At 67.3% G+C, this 18278-nt stretch carries 18 protein-coding genes and 1 pseudogene; 6 read left to right on the top strand and 13 right to left on the bottom strand.

The genetic code is table 11. From position 1 onward, the window contains the following. Positions 1–125: 125 nt before the first annotated feature. Together G9408_RS13005 and G9408_RS13000 are read left to right on the top strand one after the other, a co-directional pair. Positions 126–1172, top strand: a complete 1047-nt coding sequence (locus G9408_RS13005; protein ID WP_168454412.1) for a type 1 glutamine amidotransferase domain-containing protein — start codon at positions 126–128, stop codon at positions 1170–1172. Between the two features lie 66 nt (positions 1173–1238). After that, complete coding sequence (locus G9408_RS13000; protein WP_168454411.1) at positions 1239–1703, top strand: pyridoxamine 5'-phosphate oxidase family protein; 465 nt, start codon at positions 1239–1241, stop codon at positions 1701–1703. A gap of 159 nt (positions 1704–1862) precedes the next feature. Here the strand turns inward: G9408_RS13000 and G9408_RS12995 are convergent, their stop codons facing one another. Then, a complete protein-coding gene (locus G9408_RS12995; RefSeq protein ID WP_168454410.1) occupies positions 1863–2849 on the bottom strand; it encodes an enolase C-terminal domain-like protein in 987 nt (328 codons plus the stop codon). 138 nt (positions 2850–2987) lie between these two features. On the opposite strand from G9408_RS12995, the gene G9408_RS12990 reads away from it, so the two are divergent. Then, positions 2988–3383 (top strand): YkvA family protein, encoded by a 396-nt coding sequence (locus G9408_RS12990; RefSeq protein WP_168454409.1) that lies wholly within the window; start codon positions 2988–2990, stop codon positions 3381–3383. Between the two features lie 271 nt (positions 3384–3654). Here the strand turns inward: G9408_RS12990 and G9408_RS12985 are convergent, their stop codons facing one another. Continuing rightward, on the bottom strand, positions 3655–4875 hold the full coding sequence (locus G9408_RS12985) for a polyhydroxyalkanoate depolymerase (protein ID WP_168454408.1): 1221 nt from the start codon (positions 4873–4875) through the stop codon (positions 3655–3657). 222 nt (positions 4876–5097) lie between these two features. Between G9408_RS12985 and G9408_RS12980 the strand changes: the two genes are divergently transcribed. Both G9408_RS12980 and G9408_RS12975 read left to right on the top strand, forming a co-directional pair. After that, on the top strand, positions 5098–6897 hold the full coding sequence (locus G9408_RS12980) for an ABC transporter transmembrane domain-containing protein (protein WP_168454407.1): 1800 nt from the start codon (positions 5098–5100) through the stop codon (positions 6895–6897). A gap of 29 nt (positions 6898–6926) precedes the next feature. Then, positions 6927–7463, top strand: coding sequence for a DUF1993 domain-containing protein (locus G9408_RS12975; RefSeq protein ID WP_168454406.1), 537 nt, complete (start codon positions 6927–6929; stop codon positions 7461–7463). Positions 7464–7814: 351 nt separating this feature from the next. Here the strand turns inward: G9408_RS12975 and G9408_RS12970 are convergent, their stop codons facing one another. From G9408_RS12970 to G9408_RS12920, 11 genes and pseudogenes are all read right to left on the bottom strand, one after another. After that, complete coding sequence (locus G9408_RS12970; RefSeq protein ID WP_168454577.1) at positions 7815–8237, bottom strand: ExbD/TolR family protein; 423 nt, start codon at positions 8235–8237, stop codon at positions 7815–7817. Positions 8238–8523: 286 nt separating this feature from the next. Next, on the bottom strand, positions 8524–9603 hold the full coding sequence (locus G9408_RS12965; RefSeq protein WP_168454405.1) for an OmpA family protein: 1080 nt from the start codon (positions 9601–9603) through the stop codon (positions 8524–8526). Between the two features lie 130 nt (positions 9604–9733). After that, positions 9734–10186: a DUF2793 domain-containing protein gene (locus G9408_RS12960; protein WP_168454404.1), complete on the bottom strand. Its 453-nt coding sequence runs from the start codon at positions 10184–10186 to the stop codon at positions 9734–9736. A gap of 11 nt (positions 10187–10197) precedes the next feature. Beyond that, the gene (locus tag G9408_RS12955; protein WP_168454403.1) at positions 10198–12375 is read right to left on the bottom strand and encodes a phage tail protein; all 2178 of its coding nucleotides are present in this window, start codon (positions 12373–12375) and stop codon (positions 10198–10200) included. A 3-nt stretch (positions 12376–12378) separates the two neighbouring features. Then, complete coding sequence (locus G9408_RS12950) at positions 12379–12828, bottom strand: NlpC/P60 family protein (RefSeq protein ID WP_235957788.1); 450 nt, start codon at positions 12826–12828, stop codon at positions 12379–12381. Continuing rightward, positions 12797–13627 carry a DUF2163 domain-containing protein gene (locus G9408_RS12945; protein ID WP_235957786.1) on the bottom strand — a complete coding sequence of 277 codons (831 nt, stop codon included), beginning with the start codon at positions 13625–13627 and terminating at the stop codon, positions 12797–12799. The genes G9408_RS12950 and G9408_RS12945 overlap by 32 nt, the downstream gene beginning before the upstream one ends. A 113-nt stretch (positions 13628–13740) precedes the next feature. Beyond that, positions 13741–16064: pseudogene (locus tag G9408_RS12940) on the bottom strand (phage distal tail protein, Rcc01695 family). Between the two features lie 62 nt (positions 16065–16126). Beyond that, positions 16127–16696 (bottom strand): tail tape measure protein, encoded by a 570-nt coding sequence (locus tag G9408_RS12935; protein WP_168454402.1) that lies wholly within the window; start codon positions 16694–16696, stop codon positions 16127–16129. Next, on the bottom strand, positions 16683–16913 hold the full coding sequence (locus tag G9408_RS12930) for a phage tail assembly chaperone (protein ID WP_168454401.1): 231 nt from the start codon (positions 16911–16913) through the stop codon (positions 16683–16685). The genes G9408_RS12935 and G9408_RS12930 overlap by 14 nt, the downstream gene beginning before the upstream one ends. A gap of 216 nt (positions 16914–17129) precedes the next feature. Further along, on the bottom strand, positions 17130–17444 hold the full coding sequence (locus G9408_RS12925) for a gene transfer agent family protein (RefSeq protein ID WP_168454400.1): 315 nt from the start codon (positions 17442–17444) through the stop codon (positions 17130–17132). Further along, positions 17441–17848, bottom strand: coding sequence for a phage major tail protein, TP901-1 family (locus G9408_RS12920; protein ID WP_168454399.1), 408 nt, complete (start codon positions 17846–17848; stop codon positions 17441–17443). The genes G9408_RS12925 and G9408_RS12920 overlap by 4 nt, the downstream gene beginning before the upstream one ends. Positions 17849–17895: 47 nt before the next feature. On the opposite strand from G9408_RS12920, the gene G9408_RS12915 reads away from it, so the two are divergent. Further along, positions 17896–18225 carry a hypothetical protein gene (locus G9408_RS12915; protein ID WP_168454398.1) on the top strand — a complete coding sequence of 110 codons (330 nt, stop codon included), beginning with the start codon at positions 17896–17898 and terminating at the stop codon, positions 18223–18225. Positions 18226–18278: the final 53 nt, after the last annotated feature.

Genomic DNA, 18278 nt, shown 5'->3' with positions numbered 1-18278 from the left:
GCTGTCCGCCCTTGGCGATGCCGGATCAAATTTGCGTCAAAATCCCTTTCACATCGCCCCGACCGCCCTTGTGACAGACCGTGCCGCATCGTGGAACGGTTTGGAGTAAGGATATGCAGAAGAGAATGAAAATATTGGCAAGCGTCGCGCTGGGGCTGCTGGCCACCGCCGCCATTCCGGCGCAGGCCAGCACCGATACCGGCGCCCGGCCGGACCGCGTGCTGCTCGTCATCAGCAGCAACGGCGTGGACCAGGGCCAGACGCGTCCGGGCTTTGAGATGGACGAGCTGTCGCAGGCCTATGCCGTATTCGCCGACAACGGGCTCACCGTCGATATCGCGAGCCCCAAAGGCGGCATCGTCGTTGCCGACAAGTTCAACCCCAAAAAATCCTTCAACAGCCGCTTCGCCGACGATCGGGTCGCCAGCGCCAAGCTGAACGCGACGCTGACCTTGGCCAGCGTGCGCGACCAGCATTACGCCGCAGTCTTCGTCGTCGGCGGCAAGGGCGCGATGTTCGATCTGCCCGTCGATGTCGACCTCAAGAGCCTGCTCGCCCAGACCTATGAACGCGGCGGTGTGATCAGCGCCGTGTGCCACGGACCGGCTGCGCTGATGAACGTGCCGATGAAGGACGGAACGTCGCTGATCGCCGGGCGGGCGGTGACCGGGCTGTCGAACGAGGAAGAATTGCTGTTCGGCAAAAAATGGCTGCCGGCCTTTCCGGTGTTGCTCGAAGACGGGCTGCGCGGCGCCGGAGCGCGATTCAGCGAGGCGCCGATGATGCTGAACCATGTCGTGACCGACGGCCGCATCATTACCGGGCAAAACCCCTATTCGACCTTCAGCACCGCCGAAGCCGTCGTGCGCGCGATGGGCCGCAAGGTCGCGCCGCGCGAGCTGCTGGCCGAAGAACACAGCATCGCGTTGATCAGCCAGATGCTGGCGGGCGACACCAAGGCGGCGCAGCAATCGCTCAACGCCAATCCCGCCCGATATGACGTGCCGTTGATCGCGGCGTGGGGGCTGTACCGCTCGAAAACGCCCGGCGCCGATCGCAAGATGATCGAAGGCGCGATCGCGATCATGGAAACCGCGCTGCCGCACTATGACGAGCCGCAGCTCGCCGCCGCGATCGCCGAGGCGCGGACGAAGCTCGCGACCGCAAGCTGACCGGCGCAACATTGGGGGGCCGTGGTGCGTTGGTGGACCATCCACACCCCAAAAAGGAGCCCCCCAATGAGCGACGACATCAAGCAGCAGTTCTGGAAAGCGCTGGCCGCAAGCCCCTATGTGATGGTCGGCCGGGCCGGCGAGCGGACGCATCATATCCCGATGAATGCGCAGCTCGACAAGGACGCCGACAGCGCCTTCTGGTTCTTTACCTCGACCGACAACCGGCTGGCCGGCGGCGGCCCCGCGATGGCGCAGTTCGCATCGAAGGGGCATGACCTGTTCGCCTGCATTTCGGGCACGCTGGTCCGCGAAAACGACCGCGCGGTTCTCAACAAGCTGTGGAGCAACGGGGTCGCCGCCTGGTACGAGGGCGGCAAGGACGATCCGAAGCTGCTCCTGCTCCGCTTTGACTTGGGCGATGCCGAAATGTGGACCGCCGATCCCGGGATCAAGGGCATCTTCAAGCTGATGACGGGCATGACGATGAAAGAAGGTGAGCTCGGCCAGCACGCCGAGGTGGCGCTGTAACTTTCCTCGCCCCCGCGAAGGCGGGGGCGGCGCCTGCAGCTAGGCGATGTTTGTCAGGCGCGAACACCAAACCGTAGCTCTGAGCCTGTCGAAGGGCGCTTCTCCGTGAGGCGCCCTTCGACAGGCTCAGGGCTACGGTTCCATAATATGGCGTATGCTCTATCTCACCGGCGGCCCGATCCGTCCGCCGCGATATTCGAACCCGCCATCGCGGTCTTCGGCGAGACGCGCCGGACCGCCCAGATCGACCCATTTTGCGCGCTGCGCGAGGACGAAGGCGGGCAGGATCGCGAGGCTGGTCGATACCGCGCCGCTGACCATGATCGCCAGCCCCGCCGCATCGGCGGCGTCGGCAATGCGCAACGCTTCGGTCAGCCCGCCCGCGTGGTCGAGCCGGATATTGACCCCATCGTAAAAGGCGCCGATCCGCGCCACATCGGCGGCGGTCTGACAGCTGTCACCTGCAACGAACGGCACCGGCGCATAGACGGGGTCGAGCAGCGCATCGGCGCCGACCGGCACCGGCTGGACGATCATTTCGGCGCCCAGATCCGCGAGCGCTTCGGCCTCGCTCAATATGTCCGCCTCACCCCAGCGCGCGGCGGCATCGACGATCAGCCGGGCGTTCGGCGCGCCCTTGCGCGCGCCGGTGACGCAGAGCCGGTCGTTGCCGCCGGTCAGCTCGATCCGCAGCAGACTATAGCCGTCGGCCTCCGCCGTCGCCGCCTGTTCGGCCATCGCGCCGGGGCTGCCCGGCAACAGCGTGAACGCGGTTACCCGCGCGGTCGGCGCCGCGTCGCACCCGGCAAGCTGCCACAGCCGCAACCCGCTTTCCTTGGCCTCCAGCTCCCAGAGCGCGCAATCGAGCGCGTTGCGCGCCGCGCCCGGCGGCAACAGCTCCTGCACCGCCGCGCGCGCCGCCGCAGCGCCCAGACCGCCGATGTGCGCCGCGGCGCGCAGGATCTGGTCGCGGCACGTCGCGGCATCCTCGCCCAGCGCCGCGACGGGCGTCCCCTCACCGCGCCCGATCGCGCCTGCACCCGCCACCTCGGCCACGATGACATCGACATGGGCGCCATGCGCCACCGCGAAATCCGCCGCGATCGGCCAGCGTTCGACGCGCGCGCTTTTCAGTTGGATCGCCATCGCGCGATCATAAGCGAAGACAGCCGTCCCACAACATCGTCATTGCGAGCGAAGCGAAGCAATCCAGAGCGGTGCCAGACCGCCCTGGATTGCTTCGCTTCGCTCGCAATGACCAACAAAATGTCTATGGAGTAAAGGATGACCGGCAAATCCCTTTCCGAACGCATCGGCGACCTCGGTCACCGCCTCGCGGTCGAGGCGCACGCCGCATGGCTCGCCGCGCGCGACCCGCGCGTACCGAAGCTCGCGCGCCTGCTCGCGGTGGCGGTCGCCGCCTATGCGCTGTCACCGATCGACCTGATCCCCGATTTCATACCGGTGCTCGGCTGGCTCGACGACCTGATCATCGTGCCGCTGGGATTGTGGGCGGTGCGCCGTCTGATCCCCGACCCGCTATGGGCCGAACTGCACACGGCCGCCGAAGCGGCCAGCGCCCGCCCGTCGAGCCGCGCAGGCATGGCGTTCATCCTGCTGCTATGGGCAGGGCTGCTCTATCTGGTCTATTGGGCGGTGCGCACGTCGCCGATGCACTGAGCGGGCGACCAGCCGTTGTCTGGTTTGGGGTGAGGAGCGGACGAAGCGATCCTCCCCGGAACGGGGAGGGGGACCAGCGAAGCTGGTGGAGGGGCACCATCGGTTTGCCTTGCCGCTGAGGTCGTACTCCACCGCAAGGCTCCCGGAAAGCGCAGTGCTTTAGGCCCGGCGCTGCGTAAACCGCCCGTGCCCCTCCACCACCCTTCGGGTGGTCCCCCTCCCCCGTTGGGGGAGGATCGGCTATGTCCCCAATCAGTCGCGTCCAGCCGCCTCACCCCCCGTTGCTGCAGATCCACCCCTCGACCACCGGCGCGATATCCTCGCGCCATTTGCGGCCGTTGAAGATGCCGTAATGGCCGACGGTCTTGGCCATCAGATATTTCTTCTTCTCCGCGGGCAGCGACTTGGCCAGCGTGAGCGCCGCTTTGGTCTGCCCGATCCCCGAAATATCGTCGCGCTCGCCCTCGATCGCCAGCAGCGCGATATCCTCGATCGCATTGAGGTCGACCGGCTTGCCGCGATGCAGCATCTCGCCCTTGGGCAGCGCGTGGCGCTGGAACACGACATCGACCGTTTGCAGATAGAATTCGGCGGTCATGTCGCAGACCGATCGATATTCGTCGTAAAATTCCTTGGTCTTGTCGGCTTCCTCGCCGTCGCCATCGACCAGATGTTTGAACATCGCCCAATGGCTCATCATGTGATTGCCGAGGTTCATCGACATGAAGCCCGCCAATTGCAAAAAGCCCGGATAAACGCGGCGCCCGGCACCCGGATAATAGGCCGGCACCGTTGCGATGACATTTTCCTGGAACCAGGCGTGCGGGCGGGTCATCGCGTGCTGGTTGACCGCGGTCGGTGCCTTGCGCGTATCGATCGGCCCGCCCATCATCGTCAGCGTCTTGGGGCGGCATTCATGCTTGTCGGCGGCCATGATCGCCGCCGCGGCAAGCGCCGGGACCGACGGCTGGCACACCGCCAGCACATGCGCGCCGGGGCCGATATGCTCCAGCCAGCCGATCAGATAGTCGATATAATCGTCGAGGTCGAACTTGCCCGCCTCCAGCGGCACGTTGCGCGCGTCGCGCCAGTCGGTGATCCACACGTCATGGCCGGGCAGCATCCGCTCGACCGTCCCGCGCAGCAACGTCGAATAATGGCCCGACATCGGCGCGACGATCAGCAGCTTGGGGGCGTCCTTCGCACCTTTATGTTTGAAATGCTTGAGCTGGCCAAAGGGTTTGCGCGCTTCGATCGCTTCGGTCACGCGTACCGTTTCGCCATCGACGATCGTCTCGTACAGCTCGAAACCCGGCTTGCCGCGCGGCGCCGCGGCGTGGGCGAACACCTCCAGCGCCGACGCGAACATCGGGCTGCCGCCGAAATAGCCGAGCGGATTCGCGGGATGCTGCATCACCTGCGCGCCCGCGGTCGCGAGCGCGCTCGCGCCCGCCAGCCAACTCTTTTGCATTTCAAAGGCATGATACAGCATGTTCGATACGTTCCTTGGCAAGCCCCGACGCTCTTTGGGCGTCTGTCGTTGGCACCAGTCTAGGGCATCCGTTCCATTGTGCAATGCATCATAAACGCGATTGCAAGCGATCCTTGTCCGGAATCGCATCGCTGGCTTTGCAGTTCCGCTTCATAATCCATGAAGCGCGGCACCATTTTTGCGTCGTTGAGCGGAAGCGCCGCCGCTGCTAGGGCCGCTGCGATGGCACGCGCTTCCGACCCTTCCGCCGCGAAAACCCCCGCCGAACCGCGCCGCAAGCTCGGCAGTCTGCGGATGATCTGGCATTATGCCAGCGCCTACCCGCTGCAACTGGTGATCGCGGCGGTCGCGCTGGGCGTCGCCGCGCTCGCCACGCTGGCGATCCCCTGGCAATTCAAGGAAATGATCGACAGCGGCTTCGTCGCTGGCGGCGGCGACGTCGCGCCGCATTTCCGCCTGTTCTACGCGATCGTGCTGACCCTCGCCTTGGCCACTGCGCTGCGTTTCTATTTCGTCAGCTGGCTGGGCGAACGCACCGTCGCCGACATCCGTCAGGCGGTCCAGCGCAACCTGCTGCGGCTCGCGCCCGGCTTTTTCGAGGAAAACCGCCCGTCCGAAATCGCTTCGCGGATGACGTCGGACACCACGATCATCGAACAGGTCGTCGGCACAACCGTGTCGGTGGCGCTGCGCAACCTGGTGATGGGGATTGGCGGCATCGCCTATCTGTTCACCCTGTCACCCAAACTGACCGGCGGCATCCTGCTCGGTATTCCGGTGATCATCATGCCGATCGTCCTGCTGGGGCGCCGCCTGCAGAAGGTCGCGCGGTCGAGCCAGGACCGTGTCGCCGACATCGGCGCCACCACCTCCGAACAATTGGGCGCGATGAAGATCGTCCAGGCGTTCGGGCAGGAAGACCGCGAAGCGGCACGTTTTGAAAGCGCCGTCGAGGCGACCTTTGCGACCGCCAAGCGCCGCATTCGCCTCCGCGCGATCATGACCGCGATCGTCATCGGACTGTTGTTCGGCGCGATCACCACCTTGCTGTGGTACGGCGCCGAAGGCGTCGCCGCTGGGACGATCACCGGCGGCACGATCGCCGCTTTTGTCCTCACCGGCGGCCTCGTCGCGGGCGCGTTCGGCGCGCTGACCGAAGTCTATGGCGACCTGCTGCGCGCCGCGGGCGCCGCCGAGCGCCTTTCCGAGCTGCTCAATGCCGAAGCGAGCATCGCGCCGCCTGCCCAGCCGCGCGCCTTCCCCGAACCTCCGCGCGGCACGCTCGAATTCGCGCATGTCGAATTTCACTATCCGACGCGTCCCGACGCCCCCGCGCTGCATGATTTCAGCCTCGCGATCCAGCCGCGCGAAACCGTCGCCATCGTTGGCCCCTCGGGCGCGGGCAAATCGACCCTGTTCCAGCTCGCCGAGCGTTTCTACGATCCGCAGGCGGGACAGGTCTTGCTCGACGGCGTCGCGCTCACCGACGCCGATCCCGCCGACATCCGCGCGCGCATCGCGATGGTGCCGCAGGAAACGGTGATCTTCGCCGCCTCGGCGCGCGACAATCTGCGTTACGGCAATTGGGACGCGACCGACGACGAGCTTTGGGACGCCGCGCGCGCCGCCAATGCCGAGGAGTTTCTGCGCAAGCTTCCGGACGGCCTCGACACCTTCATGGGTGAAGGCGGCGCGCGCCTGTCGGGCGGCCAGCGCCAGCGCGTCGCGATCGCCCGCGCGTTGCTGCGCCGCGCGCCTTTGCTGCTGCTTGACGAGGCGACCTCGGCGCTCGACGCCGAATCCGAAAAGCTGGTGCAGGACGCGCTCGAAACCTTGATGCACGACCGTACCACAGTCGTCATCGCGCACCGGCTCGCCACGGTCCGCGCCGCCGACCGGATCATCGTCATGGACGATGGCCGGATCGTCGAGGAGGGCAAGCATGACGCGCTCGTCGCCGCCGATGGCCTCTACGCCCGCCTTGCGCGGCTGCAATTCCAGGACAATCTCGCGACCGCCTGACCACCCCCTACCCTGCCAAGGATGTGACGATGCTCTACGACATGACCGTTCCCGCCTATCAGAACGGCCTGCGCGCGTTATCGGCGCAGCTGGACAAGGCGCTGGCCTGGGGCGCCGAAAACGACGTCGGCGAACTCCAACTCATCGTCGCGCGCCTTGCCCCCGACATGTTCCCGCTCGCCGCCCAAGTGCGTTTCAGCTGTCTCCAGGCGGTACAGCCGCTCGCGCGCCTTGGTGCCACCGGCGCACCCGAACTGACCGACGACGCGACCGATTTTGCTGGTCTTCAGGCACAGATCGCTGCGACGCTGACCTGGCTCGATTCGGTCGAAGCGGCCGCGCTCGATACCGATCCGGGCCGCGCGGTCGGGTTCGACCTGCCGAACGGCATGGCGTTCGACATGACCGCGCTCACTTACGTCCGCGACTGGGCGCAGCCGCAATTTTATTTTCACCTCGTCGCCGCCTATTCGATCCTCCGCCACATGGGTGTCCCGCTCGGCAAGGCCGACTATGTCGGCTATATGATGGCCTATCTCCGCCCCGGTACCGCGCCCGCCGCCTGACGGAGCGGGAAGCCGATCGACGCACAGCGCGTCGTTCAGGCCAGGCAGGTCTGGATTTTTTCACCCAAAGACATGAAAATGGTGGTTTGCGGCCGCTAGGCCATCCTCCTGTCAGCCGCGGTGGTCCGGCGCAGCGGCTGAACAAAAGAGACGGCCTTGCGGCTAGCACGACATCTTCGTGCCTTTGCGTCTTTGTGTGAAACAAATTTGACCGACATCGCGGCATCGAGCCAGAGTCGCGCTTGTGCAGTCCCGTGTCGCCTGCGCGGCAGGCTCGGGACAATCCCTCGCCATGCCAGCACAATTGAGCCACCCCCGGCTTCAAGCCGCCCCGGCCACTCTGCCCGCCGTTCAGATCAGCTCGCGATATTGGTGAATACCGGGAAAGGCGATTTTTGACCCGCCGTTGCGCCGGATCGCACCGATCGCCTCATCGACCCGCAGATAGCGCGCCCGCGCTTCGGGCTCGAACATCAGCGTCGCCACCTCGGGACGATCCGACGCCATTTTGACCAGCTGGCCGAGCTCGGCCAAATCGACCGGTTCGCCATTCCAGCGGATGATGTCGCTCGTGTCGATGGTAATGCGATTTTCATCCCGCACTTCGGCGGGGCCAGGGTCAACCCCGGGCAGAGTGACGTCGACGCTATGCGTCGGCGGCGGGATCGTGATGATGAACATCACCAGCATGACCAGCATCACGTCGATCAAGGGCGTGGTGTTGATATCGGGATCGCCGTTCGGATCGGCGCGAAAAATGCTGCGATGAAACATGCTTCGGTGTCGGCGCATCGTCTCTCTCCCGGTTTGGGGCCGGTCGCGCCGCGATGACGGGCGTCCGCCCCTTTGACAAGGGAACTCGGACGATCCAGCACCCTTGACGTGATGGTATATCATAAATTTGTGAGAGCAAGCGAAATCCGATCACGATCTCGCGCCATTCGCCAAGCATCGCACCGCCGGGATACGGCTGCGCGGCGCGCACAAAAAGAAAGGGCGGCACCTTGCGGTACCGCCCTCGCTTGTTTCTTCCAGTCCCGGTCGGGAATGGAAACCGGTCTTACATGCCCGAGTTCGGACCGTAAGTGATTTCCACGCGACGGTTCTGGTCGTTGCGGACGCCGTCGGCGGTGGCAACGGCCGGGCGGCTTTCGCCGAAGCCCTGCGCGCTGATCGCACCATCCGAGATACCGCGAGCGGTCAGATAGCTGCGAACCGCGTCGTTGCGACGGTTCGACAGGCCGACGTTGTACGTCGCTGCACCCGAACGGTCGGCGTGACCGGCGAGCATGACCTGCGTGCCCGTGCAACCACGGTTGTAGGCGCTGATCGCGTTGTCGAGCGTCGAAGCCGCTTCCGGCGTGATGTTCGACTGATCCCAGTCGAAGTACACGATGTACGGCCCAGGCTCACACACCGCGGGCGGCGGGGGCGGCGGCGGCGGTGCCACAACCGGCTCCGGTGCACCACCGAAGTTGTAGGTCAGCGTCCCCAGGATCGAGTGCGAGCGGAAACGCGTCGAAACGTCGCGGCCACGCTGATCGACCAGGTCGAGATTGTCGACGTTGAAGAAGCGGTACTTCAGGCCGACGTCCCAGTTGCTGCTGATCGGCGCGCGAACGCCAGCAATCGCCTGCCAGGCAAAGCCGGTGTCCGAATCGTCGAGGAACGCGCCAGCGAACACGGGTTCGACCGACACGCGGGCCACACCGGCGCCACCGCCGACAAAGCCCTGCAGGCCGTCGTCGTCACCGAAGTCGAGCATGCCGTTGACCATGAAGCTCAGCGCATTGGTGTCGCCGTTCAGGTCGGTGTTGCCAACGAACAGCGGGCCTGCGCCCGACACTGACTGCGGGATACCCGGGGCGGCAAAGCGGCCCGACTTGATGTCGGCTTCGCGATAACCAACTTCGACTTCAGCGCGGAAACCGCCGAAGTCATAACCCACGACACCTTCGAAATCATACCCCTTGCGGTGGTCGATAGCGGCGGCATTCGCGGCAGTGCCGATGTCGAGATCGAGATCTTCGACGATCATCACGCCGGCGCCCACGCCAACATACCAAGAGTCGTCGCGCGCCAAAGCAGGCGACGCCAGGGCAGTGGAGGCTAACGCCACAGCTACGGCAAGCTTCCTCATAGTAATTCCCCTTTCAATTTGAGATATACGTCTCGGCAGACGTCCTACTCGTCGCTTTGGTTCCGTGCAAGTGAACAAATCGTCAATCTGTTGCCAAAAAGTCGCACTTTCAAAGCCAGCGAGAGGAAATTCAGCCTGAAATCAGAAGACCCTGCGCCGCAAGGTGCAGGATCAGCGCACTCAGGGTGCTACGCGCTTCGCCATCGATTGTCGAGCCGCCAGACGGGGCGGCGATGGTCGGGGGCACCACCCATGCGTCCCCGTCGAATCGAAGCCGCGCGCCGTCGGTCAGCCGCACCACCGCCATCCCGGCGCGCGGCGGGGCAAATCGCCAGCCGCCGCCGCTCCAGATCGCGACCGCATCGACCTGCCCTTCCCAGCCGTGGGTCGGCGCGGCGCCGACCAGCCAGCATTGCCCCGGCTCGGGGTCGGCGGGCGGATCGTTCAGCGGTCCGGCCTCGATCGCGGCGTGAACCAGCGCGTCAACCAGCGTCAGCGCCTCGTTATGCGTGATCTCTTTCTGTGCTTGCGCCACGCCCAGCAACGGCAGGGCAAAGCGCGGCGTCATCGGCAATTCGCTCATGGTTTCTTCCTCTATGTCACGGGCAACAACAGGGGCGGCGACGGCGCGAAGTCACCAACCTGGCGGATCGCGATGCTCGTTCCCGGCGGCAAAACGGCCAAGATGTCCGCGCCGATATGCAGATCGGGCGTTGCGCACTCCCATGGCCCGATCCCCGCGACCGGGGGCGACAAGTTGATGCGCCACGCCTCCCGCCCCTCCCCGACCGGCAGGTCGACATGGTCGCGCCAGCCGGTGTCGACGCGGCTGCGCCGCCGCCAACCAAGCAACACGCCCCCCGTGCCGTCGGGCGTTATCCGCCCGTGAATGGGCGCCAGCGGTACCAGCGCGGCACCCGCGGCGGCGATCGCCACCTCGGTCATCGCCGCCCCCCCGCGCGGTGCCCACTGCAACCGCGCAGCACCGTTTTCGGCGACATGCGCCAGCGCCTCGGGCAGCAGCATCGGCGCGCTATCGTCAAGCAGCACGAACGGCGTCGCGGCCGCATGCACCTCCGCGCAGCGGGTTCCCGCCCGCCCGCGCAGCAGCCGCGACAACTGCCAGACACCTGCCCCCACGGGTTCCGCCGTCCCGAATTGCAGCATTTCCGCGCCCAGCATCGCCCGGTTGGCGCCGCTCAGCAGTGCGGCGTCGTCGACCGATTCCAATGTCATCGACGGATTGACCAGCGTCACCAGCGCCGCATGGACGCGATCGACCAGATATTCGCTGCCCGGCGCCAGCGGTTCGGCCAGATGTCCCAGCGCCGCAGCCGGCCGCACCGTGCCGATCGCGACCGGTTCGGCATCGGCCGCAGCGACGAACCAGCAATCGGCGCCGCGCCAGCCATCGTTGCTCCCCGCCGCAGCGATCAGTATCCGCGCCGCCGCGGCGCCCGGACTCCCCAAATTGGGCAGATCGAACAGCATCACGGTTCCGGTCGCATCGGGCCAGTCGGGTGGACGCACCGGCGTCCCCGGTGCGGCGGGAAGCTCGGCAATCGGCACGGGCTGGTATCGCTTGAGCTCAAGCCTGATCTCGTTTGCCCGCACATTCCGCCCCGCCAGCCGCCACGCGCTGCCATCAGCGAGCTCGACGGTCCGTCCAACGGGCAGCGCCAGCGCCGCCAGATCGCCCTGCCAGACCAACGTCTCGCGCCCGTCGGCCGCCGCCGCGGCCAGTCGCTGCGCCAGCGCCCGCGCCGACGATGCCGGGAGCACCGCGGGCAGGTCGATCCGCTCCTCGCGTACCCCGCCGCCCGCCACCGCGCTGCCCTGCTGACCCAGCTGATAGTCGCGCTCGGGCTCATAATGGCGTAGCCGGATCGACCCCGGCAACGCCGCCAGCGGCGCGCGTTGCCGCTCGATCGCATCGCTTTCCACCTCGCTGCGCCGTGCCTCACGAAAGCCGGCCAAAGCCAGCGGCGCCCCGGTCCGCGTCGCGGGGACCAGCCGCCAACCGTCCGCACCGCTCGCCAGCCGCACGCCGTCGACCTCGAACAGGGGCGCCAGCGCATCGCGCGCCCGGTCACCCGACGCCGCATAGCCCGCAAAGGGCCATTCGCCCGCACAGCGCCCGGCCTCTCCGAGCAGCGCGTTGCCGATCATCCCGGCATCGACACTCCCCGCATCGGCCTCGACCTCAAAGGTCAGCGACGGGATGCGATTGCCGAACGCGCCCAGTTCCAGCTCCTCGAACACCGCATAGGCAAGCCCGCGAAAGCCGCTCGCCGACGCGGGGCCGATCGCCGACGCGATCAGCGGATCGGCCGCCTGATCCTCGCTGCCATCGTGCCAGCGAAAGATACAGCGCTCCTGAAACGTCCCGCTCGTCCCGCGCAGCAGATTGCCGTCGGCCCAGATCCGCCGGATCGCGCGGATCGGCCGCGACGACAGGGCCACCGCCAGCGACACCGCATAGCTATATTCGGTCACCGACGGCCGCCCCTTGCCGCCGCCACTCTTGGTCCGTCGTTCGATCAGATCGGTCGCCCAGATCACGCTGCCCGCGACGCGCATCGTCCCGAACAATTGCGGGATCTGCTGGCCGTAGGTCGACGCCTGCACCTTCAGGTCGGCCAGCCGCGGTCCCTCGCGTCCCTTGGGTTTGAAAATCGCTGCATCGACCTGCTGCCCCAGGCTCGCGCCGATCGCCGCCCCGACCGGACCGCCGATAAAGCCGCCGACCACCGTCAGCACCAAAGTTGCCATCGCTTACGCCTCCTGTGTCAGCCGCCAGCGCGGCGCCGCCATCAGCCCGGCGTCGAGCGGCGTCTCGACGACCCGCCGCAGCCCGGCATGCGCGTGGACGCAGCGATCGGCGCCCATCAGGACCAGGTGAAATTGCCCGGCCGCCAGCGCCACCAGCGCCACATCGCCGCTCTGCCGCGGCCCGTCGACGGCGGCGAAACCGGCGCGCCCTAGCGCCGCGACAATCCGCTCGCGCGACCAACCGCGCAGCGGATAATCGCGCGGTCGCACCAGCCGCCGTCCCGCCGCGGCATAAGCCGCCCACACCAGCCCGACGCAGTCGAGCCCGGTCGCGGGATCATAGCCCTGCGGCCGGAACCGCACCCCGACCAGCCGCCGGGCGCGGACAAAGGCGCGGGCGCCCACATCCTGTCGCGAGCGATCACCCACCGGGATACCGTGTGAGCAGATCATTGCCCGGCAGATGCGCCTCGCCGCGAAAGTTGATCGCATTGCCAAACCGCTCGCGGCACGTCGCGAGCTGCTTGTCGCAGCCTTGGGTCAGCCGCACCCGCACCGGCTCCGCCACCGCAAACACCGGTCCCTCGGCCAGTTGCAACACCGCGCCGTCGGCAGCAATCACCGGGCTTCCCAGCCCGCAATTCGCGCCCTCGATCCACAACAGCTCGCCGAAAGCAATGTTCGGCGCCGCGCTATCCAGCGTCACCGCGCGCCCATCGACCGCCACCACCCGCCGGACATGCGTCAACGGCGCCAGATCGACCCGGCACGCCCGGTCGCCCAGCATCGCGCGGCACGACGGCGACGTCGCCGGGCACACCGGCCGGTCGAGCAGCCGCGTCACGCCCTGCAATTCCGCAGCAAACGCCGCGCCGCGCCGCTCGATCGCGCCCAGCGATCCGCGCGCCACCGTCACCGGCGCCGCGTCAGCCGCGGTCCAGTCGGTCACGAACAGCTCCAGCTCCGCCCCGTCCCACCGCCCCGCATCCAGGTCGCGCGCCGCAATCGCATCGCTCGCGATCGCGCCCTCCAGGTCCATCGTCGCCGCCTCCAGGCTGTCGCTTGTCTCCAGCGCCGACGGCTTCATCCCCGGCGCGGCGCGATAGAGCAGCCCGCCGACCATCAGGTCGCGGTCGTGCGAGGTCAGCCCGATCACCACCCCGTCGCGCCGCGCCAGCCGCCAGCACCACGCCAGCGTCACCACTTCCGCGCGCAGCCAGTCAGGCGCCGTAGTAAAACTTTCCGGCATCATTCTGCTTCCGCCTCACCCAAACACCGTAGCCCTGAGCCTGTCGAAGGGCGCTTCTCGGATAGGCGCCCTTCGACAGGCTCAGAGCTACGGTGAAAAACGACCAACTGCGGCCATCACCACGGCGCGCGTACCTCGACCAGCGGCACGCTGGCGATCTCGCCCGCCAAAAAGGTCGCGCGGCTCGCTTCCAGCCGATCCTCGGCAAAACGCACCGGCACGTCGAAGCGAAACCCCGCGCGCACCGCCACCCCGACCGCGGGTGCGGCGTCAAGCAACACCTCGCCGTCGCCGGTCACCACAAACGCCGCCGTCTCGATCCCATCGACCGACACCCGCACGCTGCCCGCCACCGGCAGCCGGATCGTCCGCACCTGCTCGGCATCCCCAGCACCATAGCGTTTCACCAGCGCAAACTGCCGCCGCACCCCGTCACCCGTCCCCAGCATCTGATCCCCCGCCGCCGGCAAGCCCCCATCCGCCGCCGAACTCGCATCGAACGGATCGCGAAAGCGGAACCCCCGGGCCGCCCCGCGCCGCGCCCGGAAAAATTCCGCCAGCGTCCGCACATCGGCCTCGGACCTTAGCCCCGGCCCCGCGTCGTACCGCATCCGCGCCTCGGCCCATTCGCTCGCGCGCTGCTCATGCCCCGACGGCGAACTCACGATCTGGGTCGAAAATTCGGTCGCGACCATCGCCTCGCGCCCGATCGCCAGCGGGAAATCCACCGCATCGAAAGCCTGCACCGCATCCTCCCCGTCAAACGCCACAAAGCCGTCGCGCGCGACCTGCGGCAGCGCCCACACGAATGTCCGCGCCACTCCCGCGCGCCGCGCCGCATCGGCGGCATCGGCAATCGCCCGCCACTGGCCGCGGTCCTCCGCGTTCAGCACGAAGCCCGAAAAATAATGTTGTTCGTGAACCGGATAGCCGAGCCGCTGCACCATCGCCGCGCGCGCCGGCACCGTCTCGGCGCCGCGCCCCGCGGTCACCCAGTCATAATCTTCCAGTTGCAAGACATCGAAGGCGGGCCGGGCCCACCCCGGCGGCACATTCGCCCGCCGCAATTCGGGCGCCGCCGGATCGAGCACCGTCGGCAGGAACACCAGCAGCAGCGAATCCAGCCCCGCCGCCCTGCCTCGTGACGCGCCGCCGCGACCAGCGCCGCGGTCGAGGTCGCAAGCAACGCCCCCAAGGCATCGAGCATCGCGCGCTGCGCCGCATCGAGCGGCCCGCGCACATCGGCAATCGCCACGCTCGCTGATCCCAGCGCGGCATTCGTCGCGCCATCATAACCGCACAGCTTGCCGCCCGGATTGACCCACCACCATGGCTCGCCGACCTGAAACTTCGGCGGCAATCCGGCGTCGCGCCCGATCGCGACAAACGCCCGCGCGACCAGCTGCAAATATCCCATCGCCGCCGCATTGGCGGGCGACAGCAAGGTCGACGGCGGCACCCAGCCGGTCAGCGCAGGCGCGCCATCGGCACCCCGCTGTTTCCAGTCGTTCCAGCAATAAGCGTCGAACAGTTCGTAAGACAGCGACCAGATCAGCCCCAGCCCCGCCGCCGCGCACGCTGCCGCCAGCGCGCGGTGCCATTCGGCGGTCGGTCGGTTGAGCACCCCGCCGGCCAGGCTGACATAAAAACCGCCGCCCAGCGCCTCGAGCCGCATATAATGGCTCATCCCGACATAATGGACGACGTCGCCGCGGTACCCCAGTTGCACAATCTGCCGCACGACCCGCGCCGGGGTCAGGTGATAGCAATCGTCATAACCATTGGTCATGCCGAGCGCCGTTTCGGGCAGCACCGCATCGCCAATCGCCAGCACCGACCCCGACCCGGAACAAACAATATCGGTCATCTCGGCCCAGCCCTCGACCGGCGCCGCCAGCGCACCCTCGCCGCCGTCGTAAGTCGGCGTCACCAGCGAGATGAACATCCGGTCCACGTCGCCCGCCCACACCGTATCGGCCTCGCCGGGCAGCAGGAACCCGCCATCCAGCGCACCGAAATCGAGCGTGACGACCGCATCCTCGGCGCTGCCCACGGCATAATTCCACAGCCGCACATACCAGGCGCGCGGGCTCCCCGCCGCGTCGCGCCCCTCGATCGTCAGCGTCGGCCCGTGCAGTGCATCGAGCGGCTTGACCCCATCCGACCGCCAGCGGAATTTCAGCCGCGTGCGCCGAAAATCGCGCTTCGTCTCATAGGCAAGCAGCGGATGATCCCAGCGATCCGCGCTCTCCCAGATCAGCCCTGCCAGATCCTGCTTGCGATAAAAAACCGCCTCGACGCGCAGCGCCCGCGGCGCCGGATTGGTCACGCTCGCCATCATCGGCCGCGCAAAATCGACCGTCCAATACGGCGGATCGAACCGCTTGACCCACCCCTTGCGATGATGCGGCTCACCGGCCGCCACCAATGCCCAGCCCATCACAACCGCCTTTCCAGCTTGCGACATCCCCTCCCCTGAAGGGGAGGGGCTTACAGGCGCGCCTAATCCTCGCCGCTCACCACCGCCCGCCGCACCGCGCGCGCCAGCTGCCGCCCGGTCTGCGCCAGCCGCTGCGGTTCGCTCCCGACCTCGCCCCGCACATTCACGGTAATCGCAATATCGCGCGCTGCGCCGCCCGCCGCTTCGACCCGCCCGCTCGCGGTCGGCACGAACAACTCCGGCCCGCGCTCGCCGACCCGGTACGCGCGCCCTGCGCTTACCGGCCCGCCGGTCGCGCGCCCCGGCGCCCCGAACAGCCCGAGCAGCAGGCTCTGGCCCAGCGACAGCAACCCGCCGCCAACGCCCTGGCCACCGGTCGCCGCGCCAATGCCGTTCGTCACCGCCGCGCGCGCGATGTCGGCCATCACCGACAGCGCCAGCCGCTTCAAATCCTCGAACCCCAGCTTGCCATTGACGATCGCGCGGCTCAGCGCCCGGTCGATCGCGCGCCCGGCGCGCTCGGCCTCACCGACCAGTTCGCCGCCCAGTTCGGCGCGCAGCGCCGCAATGTCGCGCCGGAACGCCCCGGTGTCGGCGCGCACCGCCACCACCATCTCGTCAATCTCGTCCATCGGGAAATTGCTCCATCAGTGCCTCCAGCGCGGCGCCGTCGAAACCGGCATCGCCGCCCGCCTCGACCCACCCCGCCAGCACCGCCCGCACATCGGCGGGCGTCGCATTCCAGAAAATGTCGGGCGACCACCCCGCGACCCGCGCCATGACGCCCAGCAGCCGCACGGCGCACGGACCAAAAGCCTGCCCGCTAGCCGCCTCGGTTCGGGAACTCATCCTTGCCCACTCCCCAAGCGCCGGTTCAAAGGAATCTCACACAAAGACACAAAGGCACGAAGAAGAAGCAGTTGCGGCGAAGCCGCAGCCAAGCCCGTATCGCCGCGACCTAGCACGACCGCCACGCGACCGGATGACACATCGCCCAACGCGACATCTTTGTGCCTTTGTGTCTTTGTGTGAGATCCTGCTTTCTTCCTGCTCGAACGAAAGCGCTCACCGCCCTGCCAAAATCTGCCCCAGCAGCACGCGCAGCGCCGGGGTCACCGCCGCCAGCCCCTGCGCCACCACCGCTTCGCCCACCGCCTCGCGCGTCAACGCCTCGGGCCGGTCGCGCACGCAATGCCAGAACAACGACGCCAGCTCGCCCAGCCCCAGCCGCCCGTCCGCCGCCCGTTCGACCAAAGCGAACAGCGGCCCCAGCTCGGCCTCCGCCGCGACCAGCGCCGCAAAACTCGGGCGCAGCACATAGGCCCGCTCGCCGACCAGCAGCTCCGCCTCGCCGCGCAGGACATTCGCCGCCGCACTCACAGGCTCACCACCGCGCCGCTCGATTCCAAGTTCAGCGTATAATTGCGCTCGCCGTTGTAATCGCCGGCATAGTCCAGCCGCGTCACCAGGAACCGCCCGCGCAGCCGCTCGCCACTTTCGAAGCTCAGCTCATAATCGTCGATCGTCCCCGCCAGCGCATGGCCGCGCACGCGCACCTCGGCGGCCGACCCGGTAAAGATCCCCGCAGCGCTCACCGAAACCGATCGCACCCCGGCACCCGACAGCAAGCTGCGCCAGCCGCCCGAATCCTTCGTCGTGACGTTCACCGCCTCGCCGTTCACCGACAATTGCGTCGTGCGCAGCCCGGCGACCGTCGCATAAGTCGGCGGCGCGGCGCCATCACCGACCTTGAGCAGAAAAGCGCTCCCATTTTCAATTGCCATCGTCTAATCTCCTCATCAGAAAAACATGCGGAACGGGGAGTCGCAGGATGCTGATTACGTCATTGATTTTTGCCGCCATGATCCAGTCGCCCGCGGTCGACACGACGCGCGCCGCCTTCACCAAATGCCTGCGCGACGACATGAAAAAGGCGCTCGAGGCCAAGGTCGAAGAGGTCGAATATGAAATGGCGCTGAAAGCCAATTGCAGCACCGAACGCGACGCCTTCCGCAAGGCGGTGATCGCGCTCGGCCGCTCGGGCGGCGATTCACTCGCCGTCGCGACCGAAGACGCCGATATGCAGATCGAGGATTACCACGCGAACTTCACCGACAAGTTCAAGGACTATAAATCCAACAACACGATGCCGGGCGAGTGATCGCATCGTCGCCCCCGCGAAGGCGGGGGCCGCCAGCGGCCTAGCCCATGGTC

This window comes from Sphingopyxis microcysteis, from assembly GCF_012274265.1.
In the GTDB taxonomy this organism is placed as follows: Bacteria; Pseudomonadota; Alphaproteobacteria; order Sphingomonadales; family Sphingomonadaceae; genus Sphingopyxis; species Sphingopyxis microcysteis.
Note: the sequence above shows the minus strand (reverse complement) of the source record. Positions and strands in the feature narration are given on the sequence as shown.

Excerpts from the sequence above, each read along its gene's own strand:
- G9408_RS12935 (WP_168454402.1), bottom strand. The coding sequence starts at position 16,696 with ATGGACGAGATTGACGAGATGGTGGTGGCGGTGCGCGCCGACACCGGG.
- G9408_RS12930 (WP_168454401.1), bottom strand. The coding sequence starts at position 16,913 with ATGAGTTCCCGAACCGAGGCGGCTAGCGGGCAGGCTTTTGGTCCGTGC.
- G9408_RS12950 (WP_235957788.1), bottom strand. The coding sequence starts at position 12,828 with ATGATCTGCTCACACGGTATCCCGGTGGGTGATCGCTCGCGACAGGAT.
- G9408_RS13005 (WP_168454412.1), top strand. The coding sequence starts at position 126 with ATGAAAATATTGGCAAGCGTCGCGCTGGGGCTGCTGGCCACCGCCGCC.
- G9408_RS12990 (WP_168454409.1), top strand. The coding sequence starts at position 2,988 with ATGACCGGCAAATCCCTTTCCGAACGCATCGGCGACCTCGGTCACCGC.
- G9408_RS12955 (WP_168454403.1), bottom strand. The coding sequence starts at position 12,375 with ATGGCAACTTTGGTGCTGACGGTGGTCGGCGGCTTTATCGGCGGTCCG.
- G9408_RS13000 (WP_168454411.1), top strand. The coding sequence starts at position 1,239 with ATGAGCGACGACATCAAGCAGCAGTTCTGGAAAGCGCTGGCCGCAAGC.
- G9408_RS12920 (WP_168454399.1), bottom strand. The coding sequence starts at position 17,848 with ATGGCAATTGAAAATGGGAGCGCTTTTCTGCTCAAGGTCGGTGATGGC.
- G9408_RS12970 (WP_168454577.1), bottom strand. The coding sequence starts at position 8,237 with ATGTTTCATCGCAGCATTTTTCGCGCCGATCCGAACGGCGATCCCGAT.
- G9408_RS12945 (WP_235957786.1), bottom strand. The coding sequence starts at position 13,627 with ATGATGCCGGAAAGTTTTACTACGGCGCCTGACTGGCTGCGCGCGGAA.
- G9408_RS12975 (WP_168454406.1), top strand. The coding sequence starts at position 6,927 with ATGCTCTACGACATGACCGTTCCCGCCTATCAGAACGGCCTGCGCGCG.
- G9408_RS12985 (WP_168454408.1), bottom strand. The coding sequence starts at position 4,875 with ATGCTGTATCATGCCTTTGAAATGCAAAAGAGTTGGCTGGCGGGCGCG.
- G9408_RS12995 (WP_168454410.1), bottom strand. The coding sequence starts at position 2,849 with ATGGCGATCCAACTGAAAAGCGCGCGCGTCGAACGCTGGCCGATCGCG.
- G9408_RS12915 (WP_168454398.1), top strand. The coding sequence starts at position 17,896 with ATGCTGATTACGTCATTGATTTTTGCCGCCATGATCCAGTCGCCCGCG.
- G9408_RS12980 (WP_168454407.1), top strand. The coding sequence starts at position 5,098 with ATGGCACGCGCTTCCGACCCTTCCGCCGCGAAAACCCCCGCCGAACCG.
- G9408_RS12965 (WP_168454405.1), bottom strand. The coding sequence starts at position 9,603 with ATGAGGAAGCTTGCCGTAGCTGTGGCGTTAGCCTCCACTGCCCTGGCG.
- G9408_RS12960 (WP_168454404.1), bottom strand. The coding sequence starts at position 10,186 with ATGAGCGAATTGCCGATGACGCCGCGCTTTGCCCTGCCGTTGCTGGGC.